Consider the following 20,560-nt stretch of genomic DNA (forward strand, 5'->3'; position numbering starts at 1 on the left):
TCATCGACATAAAACCGTTGGCCGCTTAAGCGTCGGATCGCGATATTCAAGAGATGAATCACGGTGGTTAGCGGTAACTAAAGCAATCTTCCGCAGGCGCATGGCTTTTGCAGTCAGCTACGCCTTGACGGGTCAGATCGCCTAAGCGTAGCGTTGTCGACACACGACCGGCGAACGACAACCGGCGACAAGAGCAATTTGGGGGCTATATTTCCGGACACGATCAGTACTGCAGCGTTGAAGATTCCCCTAAGCCGCTATCGATGGCGAGTGGTTCTGTGAGCTGCGGCGGAATTTGGTTGCTAAGCCGCCCCCCGAACTCTACGGGCGGTGTCGGGTACCGGGATGGCATTAGATCCCGCGTCAGCGACGTCCGCCTGTCTAGGGGAGAACCTTACGATGATCTTCTTCAAAATGCGCGAAGCTTGGCGGCGGTGTCGCCAACACCTCGACGCAGGTGGGCGCAACCTTTGAACTATGCAAATCAGTATAGCCGGACACATTGGCTTGGCTCGCCACGTTCCCCAATCTGGCCCACCAGGCCGTGGTCTTGGCGGAAAGCAGACAACACAGTGAACGAATGCCAGAAAAAGGCGTGCGACGACTTAGATCCAATTAAGGAATGCGAGAATGAAGGCGGTGCGGTTTCACGGGAAAGAAGACATCCGAGTAGAGGAGGCCCCTCCCCCGGGAGCGCCAGGAAGGAAGCAAGTGGTTGTCAAACCACTGGTTTGCGGAATATGTGGCACGGACCTTCACGAATACACGGCTGGCCCTATACATACTCCGCTTCATAAGCATCCCTTCACCGGCGCAGTCTTGCCTCAAATTCTCGGCCACGAGTTTTCGGCGACGGTGACGGAGGTCGGGCGGGAGGTGACCCACGTTCGCGAAGGCGATCGCGTCTCAATTCAGCCCTTGATCATGCCCATGGATGACTACTACAGCCGACGCGGTCTCAACCACTTGAGCCCAAGGATGGCCACCGCAGGCCTAAATTATCCGTGGGGTGGCTTGGGCGAGTATGCAATCGTGAATGACTACAACGTCAATAAATTGCCTGACTCGGTAAACGATCAACAGGGAGCGCTTGTTGAGCCGGCAGCAGTAGCATTGAACGCTGTCGAGCGCGCGAAAGTACATGGGGGCAGCTCCGTCCTCATTACCGGTGGCGGCCCGATTGGCGCACTATCCGCACTGGCGTCTGCAGCACTTGGCGCTTCGAAGATCTTTGTAAGCGAGCCCAACCAACAGCGACGCAAGCAAATTGAGGCGCTTGGAGTGACAACGATGGTGATTGACCCCAAAAGCGATGACATGGTTGAACTGCTACGTGAGCAAACCGAAGATGGGGTCGGTGTAGACTCTGCCGTCGAATGCTCGGGCACTGAAGCCGGCCTGAACGCCTGTTGCGGGGCCGTTCGCAATCATGGAACGGTCGCCCAGGTGGGTCTTCACGTGAGGAAGGCGCTTGTCGACCCCGCCTTATGGGCACAAAAAGATCTCTCGATTGAGGCCACGTGGGGATACCCAATTACGATCTGGCCTCGAATCATTGGAATGATTGAGCGCGGTGTCTTCCCCATTCAGAAAATTGTCACGAGCCAGATTCCCGCTGACCTGATCGTGGAACACGGCTTCAAGAGGCTGCTCGATCCAGCCGGCAATGAAATGAAGGTCCTTGTGAGGATGAGTTAGATGCGGGGCAATGCCGCCTCTGAGGGAACGCACGGTCACGGTGCCGCGGTTCTTCTTCGATTAATGGCGGGGCGAAACCGGGTGGGTCACTAAGTGACTTCCATCCAGACCAATGAAGAGCATGGCAAACACTGCCGGAGTGCTCAACGAGGAGATTACGAGATGCAACTTGGCCTCTTCATGATGCCCCTTCACAGCCCCGATCGAGATTTCACCGCAATCTTGAAAGAAGACCGCGACGCAATCGTACTAGCTGACCGTCTCGGCTACGACGAGGCCTGGGTCGGAGAGCATTACTCCTGCAAGACCGAGCCGATAGCAGATCCACTCCAGTTTATGGCTATGGCGGCGGCTATGACGAACCGCATAAAGTTCGGCAGCGGCGTGATAAATCTGCCGCAACACCATCCCGCCCAGGTTGCAGGGAATGTCGCGCAGTTCGATCATCTCGTTGAGGGTCGGTTCATCATGGGAATTGGGCCGGGGGGGCTCGGCTCAGACTATGAGCTATTCGAGACATCTGAAAAAGATCGCGGAGAAATGATGGTGGAGAGTATCGATATGATCCACGCAATCTGGCGATCTGATCCCCCCTACAGGATCCACGGGAAATACTGGAAAGTGGTAATTGAGAAGCAGGTGCATGATCATCTCGGCATAGGTCCGATGCATAAACCCTATCAGAAGCCATTTCCGCCCATTGCAGTGTCGGCGATGAGCCCGAATTCCAGCACGGCGCGACTGGCCGGCCAGCGCGGCTGGGGCCTAGTTTCTGCGCACTTCACGCCAGGTAGCCAGGTGCGATCCCATTGGAGAGCCTATACCGAAGGTGCTGCGGAGGCCGGGGTCCGTTCGGAGCGGGCTAATTGGCGCGTCGTTCGGAGCATTATTTGTACTCGGACCGACGCCGATGCTGCCGCTTATCTCTCCAATGAGACCTGTAGTCCCGGCTGGCACTACAAATATCTTCGAGACAACCTAGCGACTTTCAACATGACAAAGATCCTGAAGTCGGCCGGCACGATGACCGATGATGGGCTGACGGTCCCTAATATGTTGAAGGACCTTGTAATCTCAGGGAGCCCTCGCCGGGTGCTGGAAGGGCTGATCACGCTGGTGGACGAAATTGGTGTATTCGGCACTTTACTCGTGGCGCACAAGGATTGGGACGACGCGACGCTTCACCGCGAGTCAATGCGGTTGATCTCTGAAGAGGTGATGCCGCGATTGAACCAGCATATTGCAACAATGGCCGCGGAGTGATTCCCGGCAGCGGCAGGGGAGAACAAGCATCCAGCTGCCTCCGAACGGCGCCTTACACGGAAGCTTGAGCGGCGCCCTCCCCTCTTTCGGAAGAAACCTTTCAGAGCAGATGGCCGCGCTATTGAAGAAGCCCGTCGTCAATCGGTTGATCGGGCAACACATCCATGCTTTCACCAACGTGATCAAGCTCGACCGCGCCTTGCAAGAAGCGGTTTCTCGGACTTTTACAACGGGCGACGGCGTGTCCAGTAAAAGACGCGAGGAGGTCTCGGCAGCCGCAGATGAGCTTGGTTATCGGCCTAGTATCATTCAACGCATAATGTTGACAAACGAGTCCTCGCCGGTGCCGTTGTGAGCGGAGGGCTCACTCGCCCGTTCTATAGATCAAACATCGATAAGTTTTCAACAAAGATTCAAAACGCGACAAGACCGTCCTGCCGGCTTCCGTGCGCGATCGTGAGTATAGGCTAATCCGGCTATATCGGAACGCTAGCCGAAGAAGGGTACATCGACCCCGCAATTGAGTTCGGAAACTAAACCTTCGACGGCGGAAGACAGGTAGTGCAAACCTTGCTTTCGAGTGGCGATCGGTCGAATGCGAGTTTCTGTGCGAACGATCTTATGGTGATCGGCGGGCTCGAGACTGCAAATTCGAAGTTCAAGCTTAAAGTGCCATGTGACCTGCTCATTGGCTCATTGCCGGTTTCGACGACATTTCCTCGGCGTCATGCCCGGGCATCAATTTAACGACTGTTCAGTCGTATGGTGACAGAATGGCACTTCAAGCATTGCACACCTCGACAACAACCTCTCGGCTTCTGGAGGCCAAGGTGGGCTACTGAAGATCGTCCCGGCCCAACTTGTCGAACGGGAAACGACGAACAGTCTTGTGTAAGTCACAGGATGATACGTGCTACTCATGGGGACGACCTAAATCGTGGGTCTTCTACTTCAGGATCTGCTTCGACTTTTGAAAGCTCTACCCAGCCTGATTGGGGAAGAAAGCGACGGCAGGGGATGAACTATCAAGCGCTTCCGGATTGTCAATTCGGACGTCAGGATTATTCTAACAAGGAGGATGCGATGCTGGGTATAGGACTAATTGGTGCGGGGCGCATCGGTTCGCTGCACGCTGAGAATATTCGCCGAAGTCGAGCATGCAGGCTAGTTACTGTGTTCGATGCGAATCAGAACAGTGGACAGGCGCTCGCATCTTTGCACGGAGCGAGTGCCGTCCCTTTGATCGAAGATGTGCTGCTGAATACAGATGTCTCAGCCGTCTTTGTCTGCTCGCCAACGGACACCCATGTCGACATTTTGAGACGAATCGCGCCAACCGGCAAAGCGATTTTCTGCGAGAAGCCCATCGATTTGAACATCAGCCACGTCAGGAATTGTCTGTCAGTTCTCGAGGAGCGCTCAGTCCCCTTCACGATTGGGTTCCACAGGAGATTTGACCCCCACCATCGTGCCCTTCGTGATGCCGTCCACAATGGAGCTGTCGGTGAGGTCGAGCAAATACGTATCGTGAGTCGCGATCCTGCTCCCCCGCCGATCAGCTACATCAAGCGTTCCGGCGGAATATTTCGTGACATGATGATCCATGACCTCGACCAGTGCAGATTTCTGCTGCCCGAACCATTAATTGGCGTCTTTGCCAAAGGCAGCTCGCTAATTGACCCGGAAATCGAAAAGGCGGGCGATTACGATGCAGCCACCGCTACGTTTTGGACCACACGCGGAGTAACCTGCAGCATACAAAATAGTCGCAGATGTGCGGCTGGCTTCGATCAGCGAATCGAGGTGTTCGGCAGCAAGGGGACTCTTTCCTTAGAAAACGTTGCAGTCAACAGCCTAAGTCTAGGCGATGGATCCGGCTTCTTATCATCGAAACTCCCGGAGCATTTTCCCCAACGATACAATGAGGCTTATCGCCTTCAACTCGAGGCTTTCGTTGATGCCGTTTCGTCTGGCCGGCAGCCGGATACTCGCGGGTATGATGGCCTCATGTCTTTAGTGCTAGCCGATGCGGCTGAACAGTCGGCCCGAACAGGATCTTCCGTCGTTATACCCTCTTGAAGTAGTTATGAAGCACTTGAGCAAAGCGAGTTCACCAACTGGATTGTAAGCCCACCGGCGTTGGCGGTTGCGAGCCCCTTCCGCTTGCCGGCCACACCAAATTTGGCAGTTTGGCGATCAGAGTGACAAGCCTTTCCGCGGCAACGTACAACTTCTATAACCGCTCTCCCGAGCCGACACCACCAGATATCTCTTTCAACATCGGAAATACCACCGGCCGAACATCATAGGTAGCGCATCTACGCATCCCGCATCGAACCTCCGCCGGCCAACCTCGTGAGGATGAGTGAGATGAGGATGATCGCTCCATACGCAGCGTCGATCCAGAAAGCCGCTATTTGCGCTAGAGTAAGAACGTTCTGAAGAACACCGAGCAGCACGACGCCAGTTAGAGCACCGATTAGGCTACCGCGGCCGCCGTTGAGGCTAATTCCGCCGATCACGGCAGCGGCAAAAACGTAGAAGATCATATTTTGGCCTTGGCTAGCGACCACCGACTGTATCCGACCCGTCAGCATGAGGCCGGCCAAAGCCGCCAGAGCACCGCCCACAATATAAACGCCAAACGTCACACGCTCCACTTGGATTCCCGCAACACGAGCCGCTTCAGCATTGCCTCCGATGGCGTAGAGCGCTCGTCCCAAACGGTGGTAGCGCAAGAACATGGCGAACACGACGTATAGGACCCCCGCGATCCATATCGAAAGAGGAATGCTAAACAGAGTTGCCGATCCTATGTAATTGAATTCATCGGGTAGATCGAAAAGGGTCTTCCCGCTGGTCAAGCCGAGCGTCACTCCTCGCAGCAAGATCAGCATAGCTAGTGTAACAATGAAGGCATTGAGCTTTAGCTTCGCAATCAAGAGTCCGTTCACGATACCCACGACGATACCCACGCCAATTACGACAACGATCGCGAGATACCCGTTCAGTCCTAGGCCGGATCCACCTATCCCTGTGTCCTTTACAATCAGCCAAGCGCCAAACATCGGCGCCAGACCTACTGTCGATTCTAGCGACAGATCAAATTTACCCGTGAGCAAAATCAAAGACTCTGCGATCACCAAGACCGAGAGTTCCGAGGATTGTTGCAGGACGTTGAGAAGGTTTTCCGACGTCAAGAAGGCGTTACTTACTGTTGAGCCGATGATTACAAGCACCAGGATGGCGGGCAGTAGAGTCAGTTCTCGGATATGACGCACTAACGTGTTATGCCCTCGCTTTCTGTCAGCCGATCGTATTACGAATTCATCAAGGACTTCGTTATTCATTTCCTCCGAGTCCCTCCATAGCCGCAACGATCTGGGTATTCTGCCGTTCGGCACCAAATTCAGCGACGATCCGGCCCCTGAACATGGTCAACACCCTGTCGCAAATGACCAGCTCGTCAAGATCATCCGTGACGACTAAGATGGCAGTACCTTTTGCCCGTACGCCTTCGACTATCTCGAAAAGCGCTGCCTTCGAGGCAATGTCCACACCCTGGGTCGGATGGCTCAGAACCAAGACTTTCGGGTCGGATGCTAGTGCGCGCCCCGTTATCGCCTTTTGCTGATTTCCCCCACTGAGCTCTCCAATTGGCTGCTCACAGGAGGAAGAAACAACGCCAAAGGCATCAATGATACTCCTAGCCAGGCGATCGCGCCTCTTTCTTGATACCAGACCCCACGACCCCAGCTTCTGCTGTACGGTTATGGTCAAATTCTCCGATAGCGCCATTTGGGGTAGGATCCCGCGGGCGTGTCTGTCGCGAGGCACATACCCCACCCCTTTATCGCGCGCGCTGATGACGCCGCCGCTGCCTATTACTTCGCCGTCGATCAAGATCTTGCCGGATCGAAGCTTGGTCAGCCCTGCGATTGCATCGGCCACTTCCTCCTTTCCTGAGCTTGCGAGACCAGTCAGCCCGACGCACTCCCCTTTGACCAGATCGAAACTGACTTCTTCTGCCGCACCGGCAATCGTGAGGTTTTGGACCTCAAGGACTGCTGGCTCCACAGGACCCTCACAACCTCGCTTGCCATCTCGGATTCTAACAGTATTCGCCTGAGCTACCATAGATCGTCCAACCATGGAGATGATTACATCATCCCTGGACATCTCGGATATCGGTGCGTCTGCGACCACCGCCCCGTCTCGGAGTACGGTGACACTGTTGCAAATTTCGTAAATCTCTTCGAGATGATGGGAAATATATAGGAACGCCACTCCACTCTTCTGAAGGCGGACGATCCGTTCGAATAGCCGCGCAACCTCGCGACCCTCAAGTTCGGCCGTTGGCTCATCGAGAATGATAAAGCGAGTCCCTTGCAGTAGCGCACGGGCTATTTCAACGACCTGTCGTTGTTCAACGTTTAACCGTGATGCCTCGACTTCGACATCAATCTCAAGTCCCCAGTCCTCGAGCGCGCGCCGTGCCGCGCGATTAGTAGCTGACCAACTTAGCCAGTTGCCTACTATGGAGGGCTGCATGTTTAACATCAAATTTTCTGCAACAGTAAGCCCCGGCACAACCGTAGACCGCTGATAGACGCATGCAACCCCGGAGCGCCATCCGGCACGGTCGGCAAGCTTTGGCGCGTCGTTACCACCGAGGCGAACCCGTCCCGAGTCAGGTGAGACCAGTCCTGTCAGAATACTCACAAGCGTGGACTTTCCCGCGCCGTTACGTCCAACAAGGGCGCGTGATTCCGTCGATGCAAGATTAAGTGAGACGTCTCTCAGGACCCGGTTGGCTCCAAATTGCTTCGACACCCGTATAGCCTCAGCCACCGGTGTATCCGGCCCTCGCTCGGCGGGTTGACCGATATTCTGCCGTGCCATTACGATCACCCGCTACACGTGTAAGCCTTACTCCTTTACCTCATTTCCCCACAGACTTTTACTGTCAACGTTTCCCTTGGTCACAACGGTCGCTGGAAGCAAATCCATTAAATTGCCGTTGAAGTCAACGATATGGCTATCGTGGTCGGTCGGCCCAGCCGAGAAGGTTTTGCCGTCAACAGCAGCCTGCAAGTATTGGAGGCCATATTTGACATATAGCTCCAGCGGTTGTGACACAGTTGCATCAACCCAACCCTCGCGGATCTTTGTGAGAGCGAAGGGCGAGCCATCAATGCCATACAGGTAGATGTGCCCGGGCACTCCGGCCTTCTTGAGCTTGCCAGCGCTCTTGAGTACGTTCAGCACGCCCGCGAGGCAGACGACGTCGGAGCTCATGTAGATTGCGCCGAGGCCCGGGGTCGTCGAGACCACAGTTTGAGCTGCGGATGTACATTTGTCCGACTTCCAATACATTGGCTGAGCATTTATTTTGATTGCCCCAAAGTCCTTCTTGACACAATCCCTGAAACCGTTCGCGCGATCGCGGCCATTCAAGGATGCTTGGTCACCCATCAGCAGCAGCACTGAACCCCTGCCGCCAAGTGCCTTCCCCAAGAGTTCGCAGTCCTCCGCTGCCATCCGATAGTTATCGGCACGAACAATCATGGCGACCTTGCCTCCCGACGGACCGGTGTCGATCGCAACCACGGGCACCTTACGCTTAGCGGCGAATTTTACGGCTGGGATAATTGCCTCACTATCAGTAGGCACGACGATCAGACCTTGCGCACCTTCGGAAATCAAGTTGTGAACGTCCGCTATCTGTTTGCCGGCGTCGCCATTCGCATTCGTCAAAGGTAACGTCTTGATCCCCGCCACCTTCGCAGACTGCATCATAAAATTGACTAACAGAGCCTGAAAAGGGTCGGTGAGGAAACCGGCGGAATAGCCCAATATGAAGGGTTTGTGAGCACCGTCGGTTGATGAAGCGCCTGCCTGGCAACAGAGACCAGAAGCTATTATTGCTGTGGCGCCGACAATGCGGAGCCACGACGAAGGCCAAATCTTCATTGTCCCCTCCCTTGGGAAGATTCTCTTCCCGCACCGCTCTCTCGACAGTCTCAAGCTTAGCCGTGTATCGCCAAGCCAAGGTTATTACACAGCGACAACGCTGCCTTGATCTCCGAGAGGTATACGGTAGCGCCTCAACACCATGCGGTAAACCGCCAATGTTCTGACTTTGCCAAGGGCAGTGGGACGCAGTTCATCCCTGGCAAGCCCCGCGGTCGGGATCGTGTCCTGGACTTCTGGGCCCAATGGCCATTGGCCGGCCCAACGCCCACATCAGGAACCGCGGACCCTCCGTGCAGACAGTTTGGGGCAGACCAGGATGCGACGGCCGTCAACGAACTGGCGCGTTGTCGGCTCATCACAGTTACCCGGTGGTCGCGCGCTGCTCGTCTCCCGCGCGCATTCCATAGGCAGCAAGCGTTAGCCTTTCCGCGATCGCAGTCAGCGTGCGAGTCGTTCGGTTAACAATGCGCGCCGGCTCGCATTTCAGGCAAAGACAGGCGCCCGCTTAGACTGCGAGTTCTTCATAGCGATCAGTTCGCCAGCAGCGGGTTCTTAAGTATATCAGCCACACCCGAAAGAAGCGCAAAGAAAGTGGCACGTTCCCTCAAAGGGCGGTTCATGCTCGGAACAAATCACGTTGTTCGATCGGCTCACGGAACACGTTGACGGTATCCGGGCGACGGTGCCGGCAGTCCGCTCGAACGAGACGCCGCTACATCTGCGGATTAGGCACCTTCAGTTTCTCTCACACGGGGTTTGTCAATCCGCCGAAGTGAGGCATGAAGAGGGGATTGGAAGCAATGATATGGCCCGGACATGCCCCATGTCCTGCGGCAAAGGTCGCAACCCTCAAAAGCGTCTCCCCACATTAGTTAGCGATCGCCCATTTCTAAACCAGCGATTCGGACCCATGCCCCTCCTAAGTCGTTCGATTGTACTGCGGCTTGGACAAACTCGACGCCGCGCATTCCGTCGAGAACCGTCGGCATTTCGATCAGTCCCTCCGGGAGGATGCGTCCGCTGCGTCTTGCATCTACTGCCACCGCAAACTCCGTATAAATGTTCGCCCAGGCGTCCGTCAGCGCCTCTGGGTGGCCCCGCGGCATCCTAATGAGGCGCCCGGCCGCCCGACCGACGTCAGCGCCTTCTCCACGCATGATTGTCTGGGCCGGAGCCTGCACGGGAGTGAAGTGCACATACTCAGGCGTTTCCTGGTTCCACTCGATTCCAGCAACCTCACCGAAAATGCGCAGACGTAGGCCGCAGTGGGTTCCGGCGGCAGCCTGGGAGACCATCAAGGTGCCGGGCACCCCGCCTTGGAACCGCACCTGCATGAAGGCCGTGTCTTCGAGTGGCTTCGGCGCGCCCGTGACGTGAAATTCGGCTCGAAGCTCTGTCATCTCAAGACCCGAGGCGAAGCAGGCAAGATGATGCGCGTGCGTCCCGATGTCGCCGGTTGTAAAGGTCTCGCCGGCTTTCGCAGGGTCAAGACGCCACTCGGCGCCCTTGCTAAATTGGGCAGGTGGCTGAAGTGCCCATTCTTGGAAGTATTCGACATGAATCTGCTTGATTTGTCCGACACGACCTGCCCGCACCATCTCACGGATTTGCCGCACCATGGGATGCGACGCATAGGCATAGGTCACGGCAAAGACGAGACCGCTGCGTTTCTGCTGCTCGACCAGATCGCGCGCCTGCTCAACTGTGTTGCACAGCGGCTTGTCGCAGATGACGTCAATGCCCCGCTCCATGAAAGCAGAGGCTATCGCGTGGTGCGAGTTGTTCGGCGTGGTGATCGCCACCGCATCAATGCCATCGAGGCGCTTTTGCTCGGCCGCTGCCATATCGCGATAGTCCGTATAGATCCGGTCGCTCGGCAATAACCAGTCAGCGCCCGACTGCCGCGCGGTCTCCGGATCGGAAGACAATGCCCCTGCCACGACCTCCCATCGGTTTGACAGCCGCGCCCCCATCGCATGAACCTCGCCGATAAATGCGCCCCGGCCTCCGCCCACGAAACCTAGGCGCAGACGGCGGGTGGCGCGCGGCAATCTCTTGGGGAGCTCCTCCTGGTTGGGCTGGCCCACATCGACTGACATAATTGATCCTTCAGAGGCCGCGAGGTGATCGAGCTGCGTCGCAAGTGCTGAGTCGTCTCACGCTGATCCTACGAAACTTGGGAAGATCAACAGCCCACTTCCAGACGAGTGCTCTCAAGAGTGCTAATGCAAAACTGAAGCACTGCGTTCGAGGAAAGAATGGCCTCCTCAGCCGGAATAAGATAATCCTCATTCTCTATACTTATGACGTCATCGTACCCGACGGACTTAAGTGTCTCGGCAATGCGGAGCCAAGATCTCACCGATTCGCCGTGGCCAAGTGTCACATAGTTCCAAGCACGCGCCCCGACTGGAGTCACGGGGCTTGTATCGATAAGCCCGTTAGCCTTTGCTTTGGGCTCAATACGTGTATCTTTGCCATGCACGTGATAGACGCACTCCCCAAGAGCCTCGATAGCTCGAACCGGATCGCCTCCCATCCAAAGTAGATGGCTTGGATCGAAGTTAACCCCAATCGTAGGCCCGACTGCTTCCCTAAGACGGAAGAAGCTTGCATTGTTGTATACGCATTGCATTCCGTGCTGCTCCAAGCACAATTTGATGCCTCTACGGGAGGCTAACAGGACTAAATCCTGCCAATAGGGGATTACCCGCTCCTTCCACTGCCACTCGAGAACCGAGGTGGTCTCGGGTGGCCACGAGGTGGTGATCCAATTTGGTGTGCTATCACCTGGCGCCGCCGGGAGACCCGACATCATCACCACTCGATCGACCCTGAGCAGCGTCGCGAGCTCGATAGTTTTGCGGGTGACCTGCTGGTGAGACATTCCGCTCTCTCCAGGGTGAAGCGGGTTGCCTGAGCAGTTAAGCGCTGAAATCTCGAGGTCACGATCCCTTATCTCGCCGAGAAGCTTATCTCGCTCAGTTGCGATCACAAGTAGCTCATCAAGACGAAGATGCGGTGCTGAAGACCAACATCCCGTACCGAATTCAACACACGCCATTTTCATCTCTGCGATGCGGTCAAGGCAAGCGGTTCGGGACAACTTGGCGAGGCCGTCGGCGACGAGACCAATCTTCATGTTGAGGCCCCAGATCCGGTGTGCGCGGCTCGCTCAACTTCCGTGAGCATGATGGGCCTCCCCTCCTCAGCAGATAACTGGATGGCTTCGAGAGCATTGACGGCTTGCACCCCGTCAAAAAGAGTTCCCCCTTTTATTGGTTTACCAGTTGCGATCGATTCCAAGAATTCCGCGATCATGAAGCCGAAGACCTCTGCATATCCGACGGCGACCCCGTCATGTGGAACGGGCAGATACTCGGAGATGAACGGTGAGGCAGGGCGATTGCCAACGACTGAAAACGAGCCGGGGCGCACCCCGTCACGTTTAGCAATATGATACTCCCCAGGCACGGCAGAGTTGAACCGAACAGTGCCCTCTGTACCGCTTACCATGAAAGAAAGCGTATTGCCTAAACCAACGGCCACACGACTCGCCGAGAAAGTGCCCTGACAGCCGTTCTGAAACAATAGAAGTGCTGATGTAACATCATCATTATCGACCGCGCGCATTTCGCCGGAGAGAGGCGCGTGGCTATGCCCAGCTGTCGCCGCGAGGGCGACCCCTCGGCTGGAAATCGTGGTGGTCTTCAAAGCGCCGACCACTTTCTCGATGTCGCCGCACAAATAGCGCGCGACATCTATGGCGTGCGTCCCTACATCTAGAAGCGCCCCTGGACCCGCCAGAGCTTTCACGTAGCGCCAGCTGTGGGGCAGCAAAGGATCAGCCGCGTAATCTGACTGATACTGAATTGCCAGATGAACGGGTCGACCAATCTCTCCGCCTTCTATGAGCCGCTTCACCTCTGTTACCGCCGGAAAGCGGCGGTAATTAAAGACCGTCGCGGCGGACACGCCTGCGTGCTCAGCCTGTAGATATAGACGTCGGGCTTCAGCTGCTGAGAGGGCAAGAGGCTTCTCGCAGATCACGTGCTTTCTCGCCGCAAGAGCAGCGGCGACGACTTCGGCGTGTAAAAAATTCGGAACGCAGACGCTCACGATCTTGATTCGCTCGTCCGACATGACTGTCGTCCAATCGGCCGCGGTCTCCGGCACGCCGTAGGTCTTTGCCAACCCCCTCGCGAGTTCCTCTCGTGCATCGCAAACGATCTGTAGCTGGAGGCCGGGGCATACGCCTAGAAACCGAGGGATATGGCTGCGGTAACCAGATGCGTGCGCAGCACCGATCATACCTGCGCCGATAATAGCGATACCATGGTCAGTCATGGCCGAGCTCCTGGAGCGCTCCAGTTCATCGGAGCGCTGTTTCAAACTTCCTAGCCGCTGCGGATGAACGCAGCAAGGCCTGCGTAAACTTTACTGTCTTTTCAAGGGGAGTCGTCAGTCAATGCGGCGCCCGATGCGCTCGTCGTTCAACCTGCTCAAGAGGTAGATTAAGACCAGAGGAGTTTCGGGAAATCAGCTGCGGCGGGATCAGAACACGTTGTATTGGGCCATTTGGTTTCTGGATGCGCCTTATCAAGGCTTGCAGCGCTTGTCGCGCGATTGCAGCTACAGGCTGGCGCACCGTCGTCAGTGAAAGAACAGCGGTCCCCGCAATTGGCATGTCATCGTAGCCGACGACGGCAACGTCGTCAGGCACCTTTATATCGTTGCGTATAAGCCGACTGATGACGCCTACCGCCGACAGGTCGTTGGAGGCGAAGATTGCCGTTGGCAGAGGCGGGTTGCCGAGCAGAATTCCTACGCCGGTGTCCCCTGCATCTACGCTGTGGCTCCCTGGCACGATGTTCGGCTTTAAGCCATGTTGCTTCATCGCAAGAATATAGCCCTCTCGACGGCGATCCACCCCCGCTTCCTCTCCTCCGTCAACGTGCGAAATGCGCTTGTGACCTCTACTCACCAAATGCTCGACGACGAGAAATGCTCCTTCACTATCGTCAGTACACACACTGTCGACTTCTATGTCTGTGATGTGCTCCCCGAGATATACACTAGGCAGCAGCTCAGCCACGGCCTTCGTAACCGAGCGATCCCTTGGCGTTCCAATTAGCACAACGCCCGCCACACGATGCGTCCGAAGCACGTCTACGGTCTCGCGGACGGCCTCGTCACTCATTGAGTTGATGGAAAAAAGAACGTCATACCCTTGAGCGCGAGCCATTATGTCGACCTGCTGCGACAGCAAAGCATGGAAGGGGTTCAGAATGTTGCCAACAACTACGCCAATGGATCGGCTGCTGCCGGAAGCAAGGTTTCGGGCTAGAGCATTCGGCCTGTAGGAGACGTCCTCCGCCGCCTTCTGGATTCTCTTTCGTGTTTCTTCTGAGACGCCACCCTCTCCACGCATGGCAAGGGAAACAAGCGACCTCGACACTCCGGCCCGTTGAGCCACATCTGACAGAGTCGGCGACCGTCCGTGCCATTTCTCAGCCATACAAGCCCCTCATTCGCCCTGCTTCAAATGTATTCGGAATCAGCTTGGCACGCGAGAACAAGCTTGACAGCACCTTAGTCACCAATTATCGATACTGGAGCGCTCCAGTGCAGAGGCTACGACGCACAGCGTGTTCTGACAAGCATGAACATAGGCGGATGGGTCCGAGGGTCGATCCTCGCCCCAAAAGAGCCGCATAAGGGAGAGTTAGATGGTCCTAAAGAGAAACGTGGCGGCTTTGGCAAGCGGCATCATTCTCGGCTCGTTAGCATATCAATCAACGAGTCTAGCCGCCGAGAAGCCACACTATGTCTTTGCCATGGTCAGCCACGGACAGGCAGGAGACTCATTTTGGGACATTATTCGAAAAGGCGCGGAGGCGGCCGCAGCGAAGGATAATGTCAAACTGGTATACCTCACCGATTCGACGGCGTCGGGCGAATCCAAACTGCTGGTCAACGTCACTCAGCAGCATGTTGATGGAGTGGCACTGACGCTCGCATTCCCGGGTGCGATGGAGTCCGCGGTCAGACAGACAATAGCTGCGAACATCCCAATTGTGGGCTTCAACGCCGGCACTGATAATTGGAAGCAAGCCGGCCTCATGGCCTATGTAGGGGTCGACAATCATTCCGCAGGCATGGCCGTCGGGAATGAACTTAATGCCGAGGGCGCGACGGACGCCATATGCATCAACCCTCTTCAGGGTGCCGTGCAACTCGAGGCACGTTCTAACGGCATCAAGGATGCCTTTCACGGCAAATTCAGCGTGGTCTACACGCCAGGGTATGATATGGCCGCGGCGCAGTCTCGCTTGGTCGCGAAGCTTCAGCAGGACCCGAAGATCGACTATGTCGTAACCTTGGGGGCCCCCTTCGCCCCGACCGCTCTTACCGCCGTCAGCATGTCCGGTCATAAAGCGAAGGTAGGCACTTTCGATCTCACGCCGGTTGCGGCTCACCTCATCCAGCAGGGCAAACTTCAATGGGCAGTTGATCAGCAGCCTTTTGTACAAGGATATGAGGCGATTGATCTACTATGGCTTTACAAAACGAATGGTAACGTTGTCGGAGGTGGGCAGGCAGTATTGACCGGACCCGCCTTCGTTACGAAGAGCAATATCGACATGGTTGCAAAGTTCGCCAACGCGGGGACCCGCTAGCCGGCGGTCCCTCAGCACTGGGTATGGACGCAATATCGCAACGACACGCGGCAAGAAGAGGCGGTCGCCACGTTGCCGCGCGCCGAGCATGCTTGACTGCGTCGCGTCCATCCTGATTCCGAAATAGATCGGGCAGGCGTTTTTAAATGGAACGCCCTCATCTTGCGCCCAGGGATCTGCAACGAACGGTCGCGACCGGGCTAAGCGCTCATTCGGACCAGTTCCGTGCAGTCGTGCGCATCTCCCAGCCGGCCGACCATATGCAGCGTCGCTGGACAGAGGTTACGAACCCGCTTGGGAGGGACCCCTCATCGATATAGAGTTTCACGAGCACCCTCCGCCGCCCAACCAGGACGCGCGCTGCGACGTACTATCGCGCCCGCACGCCTAGCTATGACGGGAACGCGACCGATTGCGAGCTAAGCAGCTAGTCTCCCAGGCCAGCGTTCGCTAATACCGGATCCTGATCCGATCCCAACGCACGCTAGTCTAGCTGCAACTGCCCATAACCGACTTCCAATTCTGGGGCGTGGCAATTGTCTGGTTGGCGATTGTCATTGGCGGAAGCGGAATCTTGTTGCGAATGTTGTCGTTGAGCACCCGCACCGCCGCTGCGCCATTGACGCTACCGCTGAGAAACAGTGCAGCTTTGTTGCCCGTAGGGGAACCTGCCTGCCAGTCTTTACAGGTGAGATAAGCTCCAAGCCCGACGCCGATAATCTGTTCCGGCCTGAAGCCAGCGTTGGCGAGCGCAGTAACCCCGCCCGTCTCGCTTTCGTCGTTGCAACCCCATACGACCCAGTGCTTCACGTCGGGATGCGCTGTCACAGTCGCGGCAGTGCGGTTCTGCGCGTCAACATTGGAATTATCAGTTCCGATTTCGATCAAAGCGAGGGTGCCACCAGCCGACTTCGTGAAGCCAGTCATTTGCCCCTGCTGCCGGATTCGGCAATCCGACACGTCCTGTTTGAACGCGGCGAGAATCCGTGTGTTCGCTGGCGTCCAACCGGCGTCTTTAAACAAGCGGCCAGCTTCCAATCCCACCTTGTAGCCCATCTGGTAGTTGTCAAAACCGACGTAGGCTGATGACTTGCCAGCACCGCTTTTGATCGGATCGTCGACCGCGATCAGCGGCACGTTCGCCTGCGCAGCCATATCTATGACCTGCGGTCCGATTTGTTGGTCGGGCACGACGATCGCGATGCCGTCAACCTTCTGCCCGAGCATCGTACTCATCGCACTGATGGCTGCGTTGGAATCGAGGCTGACGTTGATGACGTCGAGTCTAATGTTCCCGAGAGCCTTCGCCTCTTTCCTTGCCCCTTCTGCCTCATCGACAAAATATTGCTGGTCACCTTGCTTCTGGATGAGAGCGATCGTAATCGGCTTGAGGTCAGCCGCTTTTCCCGAAACGGCGACGCCGACGACGCCGCTAATGGTTACTAATATTGTCAAGCCAATCAAGCGCGTTGCTCGATGAAGAAGGGACACGTTTTTCTCCCAATTGATTTCTGCTCGGCACGCCTTGCGTTCTGGGGTCTAACGCCCCGCGTGTGCAAGAGGAGCACACAGCGGGGCGATTGCGAACAGGCCATTTGATATAGCAGGCTCTTTTTTCGTGCTCGTCGCGGCTTTGCCGATCGACGGCGGCTTGTCGCGCACTGTCCCGCCAGCCAACGCCAACTGGTACGGATCTGCTTATCGATTGGCCCCATTGCCCGCATGTTTATGCTGGAGACGCGCATGCCGAAGAGCCAACCACTACGCGGTAGCCTTTCAAGGACATAGCGTCCCATCCAGCTGAGCACGTCGGTAAGGTGGTGTTCGAAGGTGTCCGACACACCTGGGCATCAGGCGAAGAAACGACGGCGTTTGAACTTGGGCCTCTGCGGCCTGCTACTTCTTTCTAGGGCAACCGGGAGATGCCGTGGCGCCGTGGGTGGCGGTGCGGTGACGAAGGTGCCGAGTGCGGGATCGTCGGCCTGCAGGGTCTACAGGCAGTCGTCGAGGGGCCACTGCCTACAGCGCGGAAGGCCAGGATGACGGCCGGGTCCTTCACCGATGGCACCGCCAAGTGGAGCGCCCTGAGGCCTGGTCGACCACGTCGGCTCGCCTCTTCAATCGCGCGGCCGTCAGAGGACGTCGTGCACCTCTTCCATTGTGGTATCGGCGACCTTCTTGTCGAACACGATCTCGCCGCGCGACATTCCCACGATGCGGTCGCAACTGGCGAACACGTGATGGATATTGTGACTAATGAATATGGTCGTAACCGATTGGGCTTTGAGGCCTTGCACAAAGGAGATCACTTTGTTTGTCTCCTTAACCGATAGGTGGTTAGTCGGCTCGTCAAGAATTAGGATTTTGGATTTGAAGTGCATCGCCCGAGCTATTGCGACGCCTTGCCGCTGACCGCCAGAAAGTTCGCCGACGAGTGCATCCGGTGAACGCAGATGAAGATCGACATTTGCAATTGCGGTCACGGAATCCCGCCGCATCTTGGCGCCGTCGAGGGCGCCAAAGCCCAAGACAGACCACTTCTTCGGCTCCCGGCCAATGAAAAGGTTCCGCGCGATCGTCATCGTCGGAACCATCGAGTTATATTGGTAGATCGTCTCGATACCGAGCCGCATTGCGTCTTTTGGGTTGCGCATGGTCACTGAGGCCCCGCCGATGCGGATTTCACCTTTGTCAGGTGTATGAAAACCTGAGAGGATCTTGATGAGAGTAGACTTCCCCGCGCCATTGTCTCCGACCAGCCCTACGATCTCGCCCGTGAATATGGATAAATCAATGTTCCTCAGCGCGTGAACGCCGGAATACCACTTTTCGAGGCCTCTGCAGTCGATGATTGGAACATCATACATACTCATGATGAAACCTTAATCTTCCGTGCCATCCGACGTAGCCAAGTGTTGCCGATCACGGCCAGGATCGTCAAAAACCCGATAGCGAACATGAACCAATTGGCATCGACCTGGGTCATAATCAGCCCATTATCGATGACGCGGATGAGCAGCGCGCCGACGATGGCGCCAAGGACAGTGCCGATCCCGCCCGTTAGCGCAGCACCGCCAATTACCGCCGCCGCAATTGCCTGAAGCTCAAGCCCCTGGCCAATAGAAGGCAGAGGCGAGCCGAGACGCAACACCTGCATGATGCCCGCTAAACCCGCCAGGACCGCGCACAGCATGAAGCAGAAGACCTTCACTCGCCAAGTCGGGATACCCATGGAGATTGCAGCCTCCAGGTGGCCGCCTGTCGCCTTGATCCAGTTGCCGAGATTACTTGAAGCCATCAGCCAGCTGGCGAGCATGGCAACCACCAGAAACCAGATAAAGGATAGGCGGAAGATAGAGGCCGGACCGATAAATTTGGTGAAGATCCAAGCCGGTGCATCGTCTGGTATCATCGGCGGGAAGCCACCCGAGATGACCACGGTGACGGAGCGGGCCATAAACATCATGCCGAGCGTCGTGATGAAGCTGGGAATACCAAAGCGCAACGTCACCAAGCCGTTTATCAGCCCGATAAGACAGGCTGCGCTCAGGCTGATCGGCACGGCCAGCCAGAAAGACACACCGTCGTTCAGTAAGATCGTCATCAGCATCGGGGCCAGCGCAAAGACCGAGCCGACCGATAGGTCAAATTCGCCACAGATCATCAGAATAGTGACGCCGACGCCGATCATCCCGACTTCCGGTAAAAGCCCAAGGACACCGCGAAGATTCTCTACCGACAGGAACGAGCCCTGGGACCGGATCTGGAACATGGCAATGAAAATGACGAGCAGGACCAGTGCCGCGAGCTCGGGCCGCTCCAGATAGATCTTGAACAATGATCGGCTGGTTCGACGACTTGGCGCGGCCTTCGCTTGCTTTGACTCTGCCGCCGGGGCCCGGTCCACCTCAGCGCAGGCCCTGTTTCGACAGCGCCATGACGTTGTCTACCATGTCGGCCCTGACCAACGCGCTACCTGTGTTGATATCGGCTGGGGTCAACTTTACGGTCTTGGCGAGGTAGGCATCCATGACGCTCATGAAACCCTGCATATAAGGTTGCTGATCCACCTGCATCTGGATGTAACCAGCCTTGATCTCCTGAAGCGCCTGGGGAACCAGATCAAAGCCCGCCAGGAGAACTTGTTTTGGTGGAAGTCCCCGATCCTGCAAGACGTGGGCCACGGCGTAGTCGTAGTTGCCCGTATCGAAATAGGCCGTAACATTTTTGTTGCTGGAAAGGTAGGCGCCGACGCGGTCGGCGACGGTTGCGGGATCCATGCCCGCATCGATACGGGTGATTTTGATGTCTCGGCCCGACTGAGTGGCCTTGTAGGCCTCTAGCCCTTTCATGATACCGGCGGCACGTTGCTCCGACCAATTTTGGCCCGGCGCGTTAACGCCGACCACGATGTTAAGTGGACCGGTCTTCGCGAAATTCTTAGATTGCGCAAGTGCGAGGGCCTCACCGGCTGGGATAAACCCTTGTCCCACGAAGGCTTGGCGCAGGCTCATGGCGGGCTCGTCGGTAGCGTCCACGTTCGTGCTCACCACGATGACGCCCGCGGCCTTCGCACTCTGCAAGATGCTATTGAATGCGCGATTGTCGACGATCGTGGTGATCAGTATATCGGGCTTGCGCGCGAGCGCCGCCTGCATATTTGCGGCCTGTTGATCCACTGATCCCTCGTTTTGGACGAAGATCATCTGGCAGTCGGCCTGAATCAGACTACACGCCTTCTCGAAGCCACGCTTGACCGCCTGGGAGAAGTTGTTGCTGGTCGACCAATGATCTGTGAATATGATTTTCAGCGGCGCGGCGTGAGCCGATGTCAGGGCGGCGGCACACAGTATGCCCACCACGCCAGCGACCCCGAGCGACATTTTCATACGGACTTTCTCCCTCTTCAACCGCTAAATTTTCAAGCGGCTGTTCTTTCTTCT

General features: G+C 56.5%; 16 protein-coding genes. 5 read left to right on the forward strand and 11 right to left on the reverse strand.

The genetic code is table 11. The features are described 5' to 3' along the window. Positions 1-630 precede the first annotated feature (630 nt). The 4 genes from GSQ92_RS28605 (at position 631) to iolG (ending at position 5,040) form a co-directional block, all read left to right on the forward strand. Entirely contained in the window at positions 631-1,698 is a 1,068-nt protein-coding gene (locus GSQ92_RS28605) for an alcohol dehydrogenase catalytic domain-containing protein (RefSeq protein ID WP_159014756.1), read from the forward strand. Between the two features lie 162 nt (positions 1,699-1,860). After that, positions 1,861-2,961 (forward strand): LLM class flavin-dependent oxidoreductase, encoded by a 1,101-nt coding sequence (locus GSQ92_RS28610; RefSeq protein WP_159014757.1) that lies wholly within the window; start codon positions 1,861-1,863, stop codon positions 2,959-2,961. 64 nt (positions 2,962-3,025) lie between these two features. Further along, the gene (locus GSQ92_RS28615; protein WP_159014758.1) at positions 3,026-3,316 is read left to right on the forward strand and encodes a LacI family DNA-binding transcriptional regulator; all 291 of its coding nucleotides are present in this window, start codon (positions 3,026-3,028) and stop codon (positions 3,314-3,316) included. 662 nt (positions 3,317-3,978) lie between these two features. Beyond that, positions 3,979-5,040: an inositol 2-dehydrogenase gene (gene iolG, locus GSQ92_RS28620; protein WP_216857013.1), complete on the forward strand. Its 1,062-nt coding sequence runs from the start codon at positions 3,979-3,981 to the stop codon at positions 5,038-5,040. Positions 5,041-5,279: 239 nt separating this feature from the next. Here the strand turns inward: iolG and GSQ92_RS28625 are convergent, their stop codons facing one another. The 7 genes from GSQ92_RS28625 to GSQ92_RS28655 all read right to left on the reverse strand — a co-directional run bounded on the left by GSQ92_RS28625 (position 5,280) and on the right by GSQ92_RS28655 (position 14,455). After that, positions 5,280-6,311, reverse strand: a complete 1,032-nt coding sequence (locus GSQ92_RS28625) for an ABC transporter permease (RefSeq protein WP_159014759.1) — start codon at positions 6,309-6,311, stop codon at positions 5,280-5,282. Then, entirely contained in the window at positions 6,304-7,863 is a 1,560-nt protein-coding gene (locus GSQ92_RS28630) for a sugar ABC transporter ATP-binding protein (protein WP_159014760.1), read from the reverse strand. Before GSQ92_RS28630 ends, GSQ92_RS28625 begins: the two co-directional genes overlap by 8 nt. A gap of 27 nt (positions 7,864-7,890) precedes the next feature. Next, positions 7,891-8,934, reverse strand: a complete 1,044-nt coding sequence (locus GSQ92_RS28635; RefSeq protein WP_159014761.1) for a sugar ABC transporter substrate-binding protein — start codon at positions 8,932-8,934, stop codon at positions 7,891-7,893. An 875-nt stretch (positions 8,935-9,809) separates the two neighbouring features. Beyond that, a complete protein-coding gene (locus GSQ92_RS28640) occupies positions 9,810-11,036 on the reverse strand; it encodes a Gfo/Idh/MocA family protein (RefSeq protein WP_159014762.1) in 1,227 nt (408 codons plus the stop codon). A gap of 86 nt (positions 11,037-11,122) precedes the next feature. Then, entirely contained in the window at positions 11,123-12,079 is a 957-nt protein-coding gene (locus GSQ92_RS28645; protein ID WP_159014763.1) for a sugar phosphate isomerase/epimerase, read from the reverse strand. Then, positions 12,076-13,284 carry a Gfo/Idh/MocA family protein gene (locus tag GSQ92_RS28650; RefSeq protein ID WP_159014764.1) on the reverse strand — a complete coding sequence of 403 codons (1,209 nt, stop codon included), beginning with the start codon at positions 13,282-13,284 and terminating at the stop codon, positions 12,076-12,078. Before GSQ92_RS28650 ends, GSQ92_RS28645 begins: the two co-directional genes overlap by 4 nt. 118 nt (positions 13,285-13,402) lie before the next feature. Then, a complete protein-coding gene (locus GSQ92_RS28655) occupies positions 13,403-14,455 on the reverse strand; it encodes a LacI family DNA-binding transcriptional regulator (protein ID WP_159014765.1) in 1,053 nt (350 codons plus the stop codon). Between the two features lie 211 nt (positions 14,456-14,666). Here GSQ92_RS28655 and GSQ92_RS28660 point away from each other — a divergent pair, with 211 nt between their 5' ends. Continuing rightward, positions 14,667-15,617, forward strand: a complete 951-nt coding sequence (locus GSQ92_RS28660; protein ID WP_159014766.1) for a substrate-binding domain-containing protein — start codon at positions 14,667-14,669, stop codon at positions 15,615-15,617. A gap of 489 nt (positions 15,618-16,106) precedes the next feature. Here GSQ92_RS28660 and GSQ92_RS28665 read toward each other — a convergent pair whose 3' ends face one another. The 4 genes from GSQ92_RS28665 to GSQ92_RS28680 form a co-directional block, all read right to left on the reverse strand. Continuing rightward, positions 16,107-17,108: a substrate-binding domain-containing protein gene (locus GSQ92_RS28665; RefSeq protein ID WP_159014767.1), complete on the reverse strand. Its 1,002-nt coding sequence runs from the start codon at positions 17,106-17,108 to the stop codon at positions 16,107-16,109. 641 nt (positions 17,109-17,749) lie between these two features. Next, entirely contained in the window at positions 17,750-18,490 is a 741-nt protein-coding gene (locus GSQ92_RS28670; protein ID WP_216857014.1) for an ATP-binding cassette domain-containing protein, read from the reverse strand. Beyond that, positions 18,487-19,524, reverse strand: a complete 1,038-nt coding sequence (locus GSQ92_RS28675) for an ABC transporter permease (protein ID WP_216857015.1) — start codon at positions 19,522-19,524, stop codon at positions 18,487-18,489. Before GSQ92_RS28675 ends, GSQ92_RS28670 begins: the two co-directional genes overlap by 4 nt. Before the next feature lies 1 nt (position 19,525). Further along, the gene (locus GSQ92_RS28680) at positions 19,526-20,506 is read right to left on the reverse strand and encodes a substrate-binding domain-containing protein (RefSeq protein ID WP_159014769.1); all 981 of its coding nucleotides are present in this window, start codon (positions 20,504-20,506) and stop codon (positions 19,526-19,528) included. Positions 20,507-20,560: the final 54 nt, after the last annotated feature.

Origin of the sequence: Acidisoma sp. S159 (assembly GCF_009766125.1) — a bacterium.
Classification (GTDB): Bacteria; Pseudomonadota; Alphaproteobacteria; order Acetobacterales; family Acetobacteraceae; genus Acidisoma.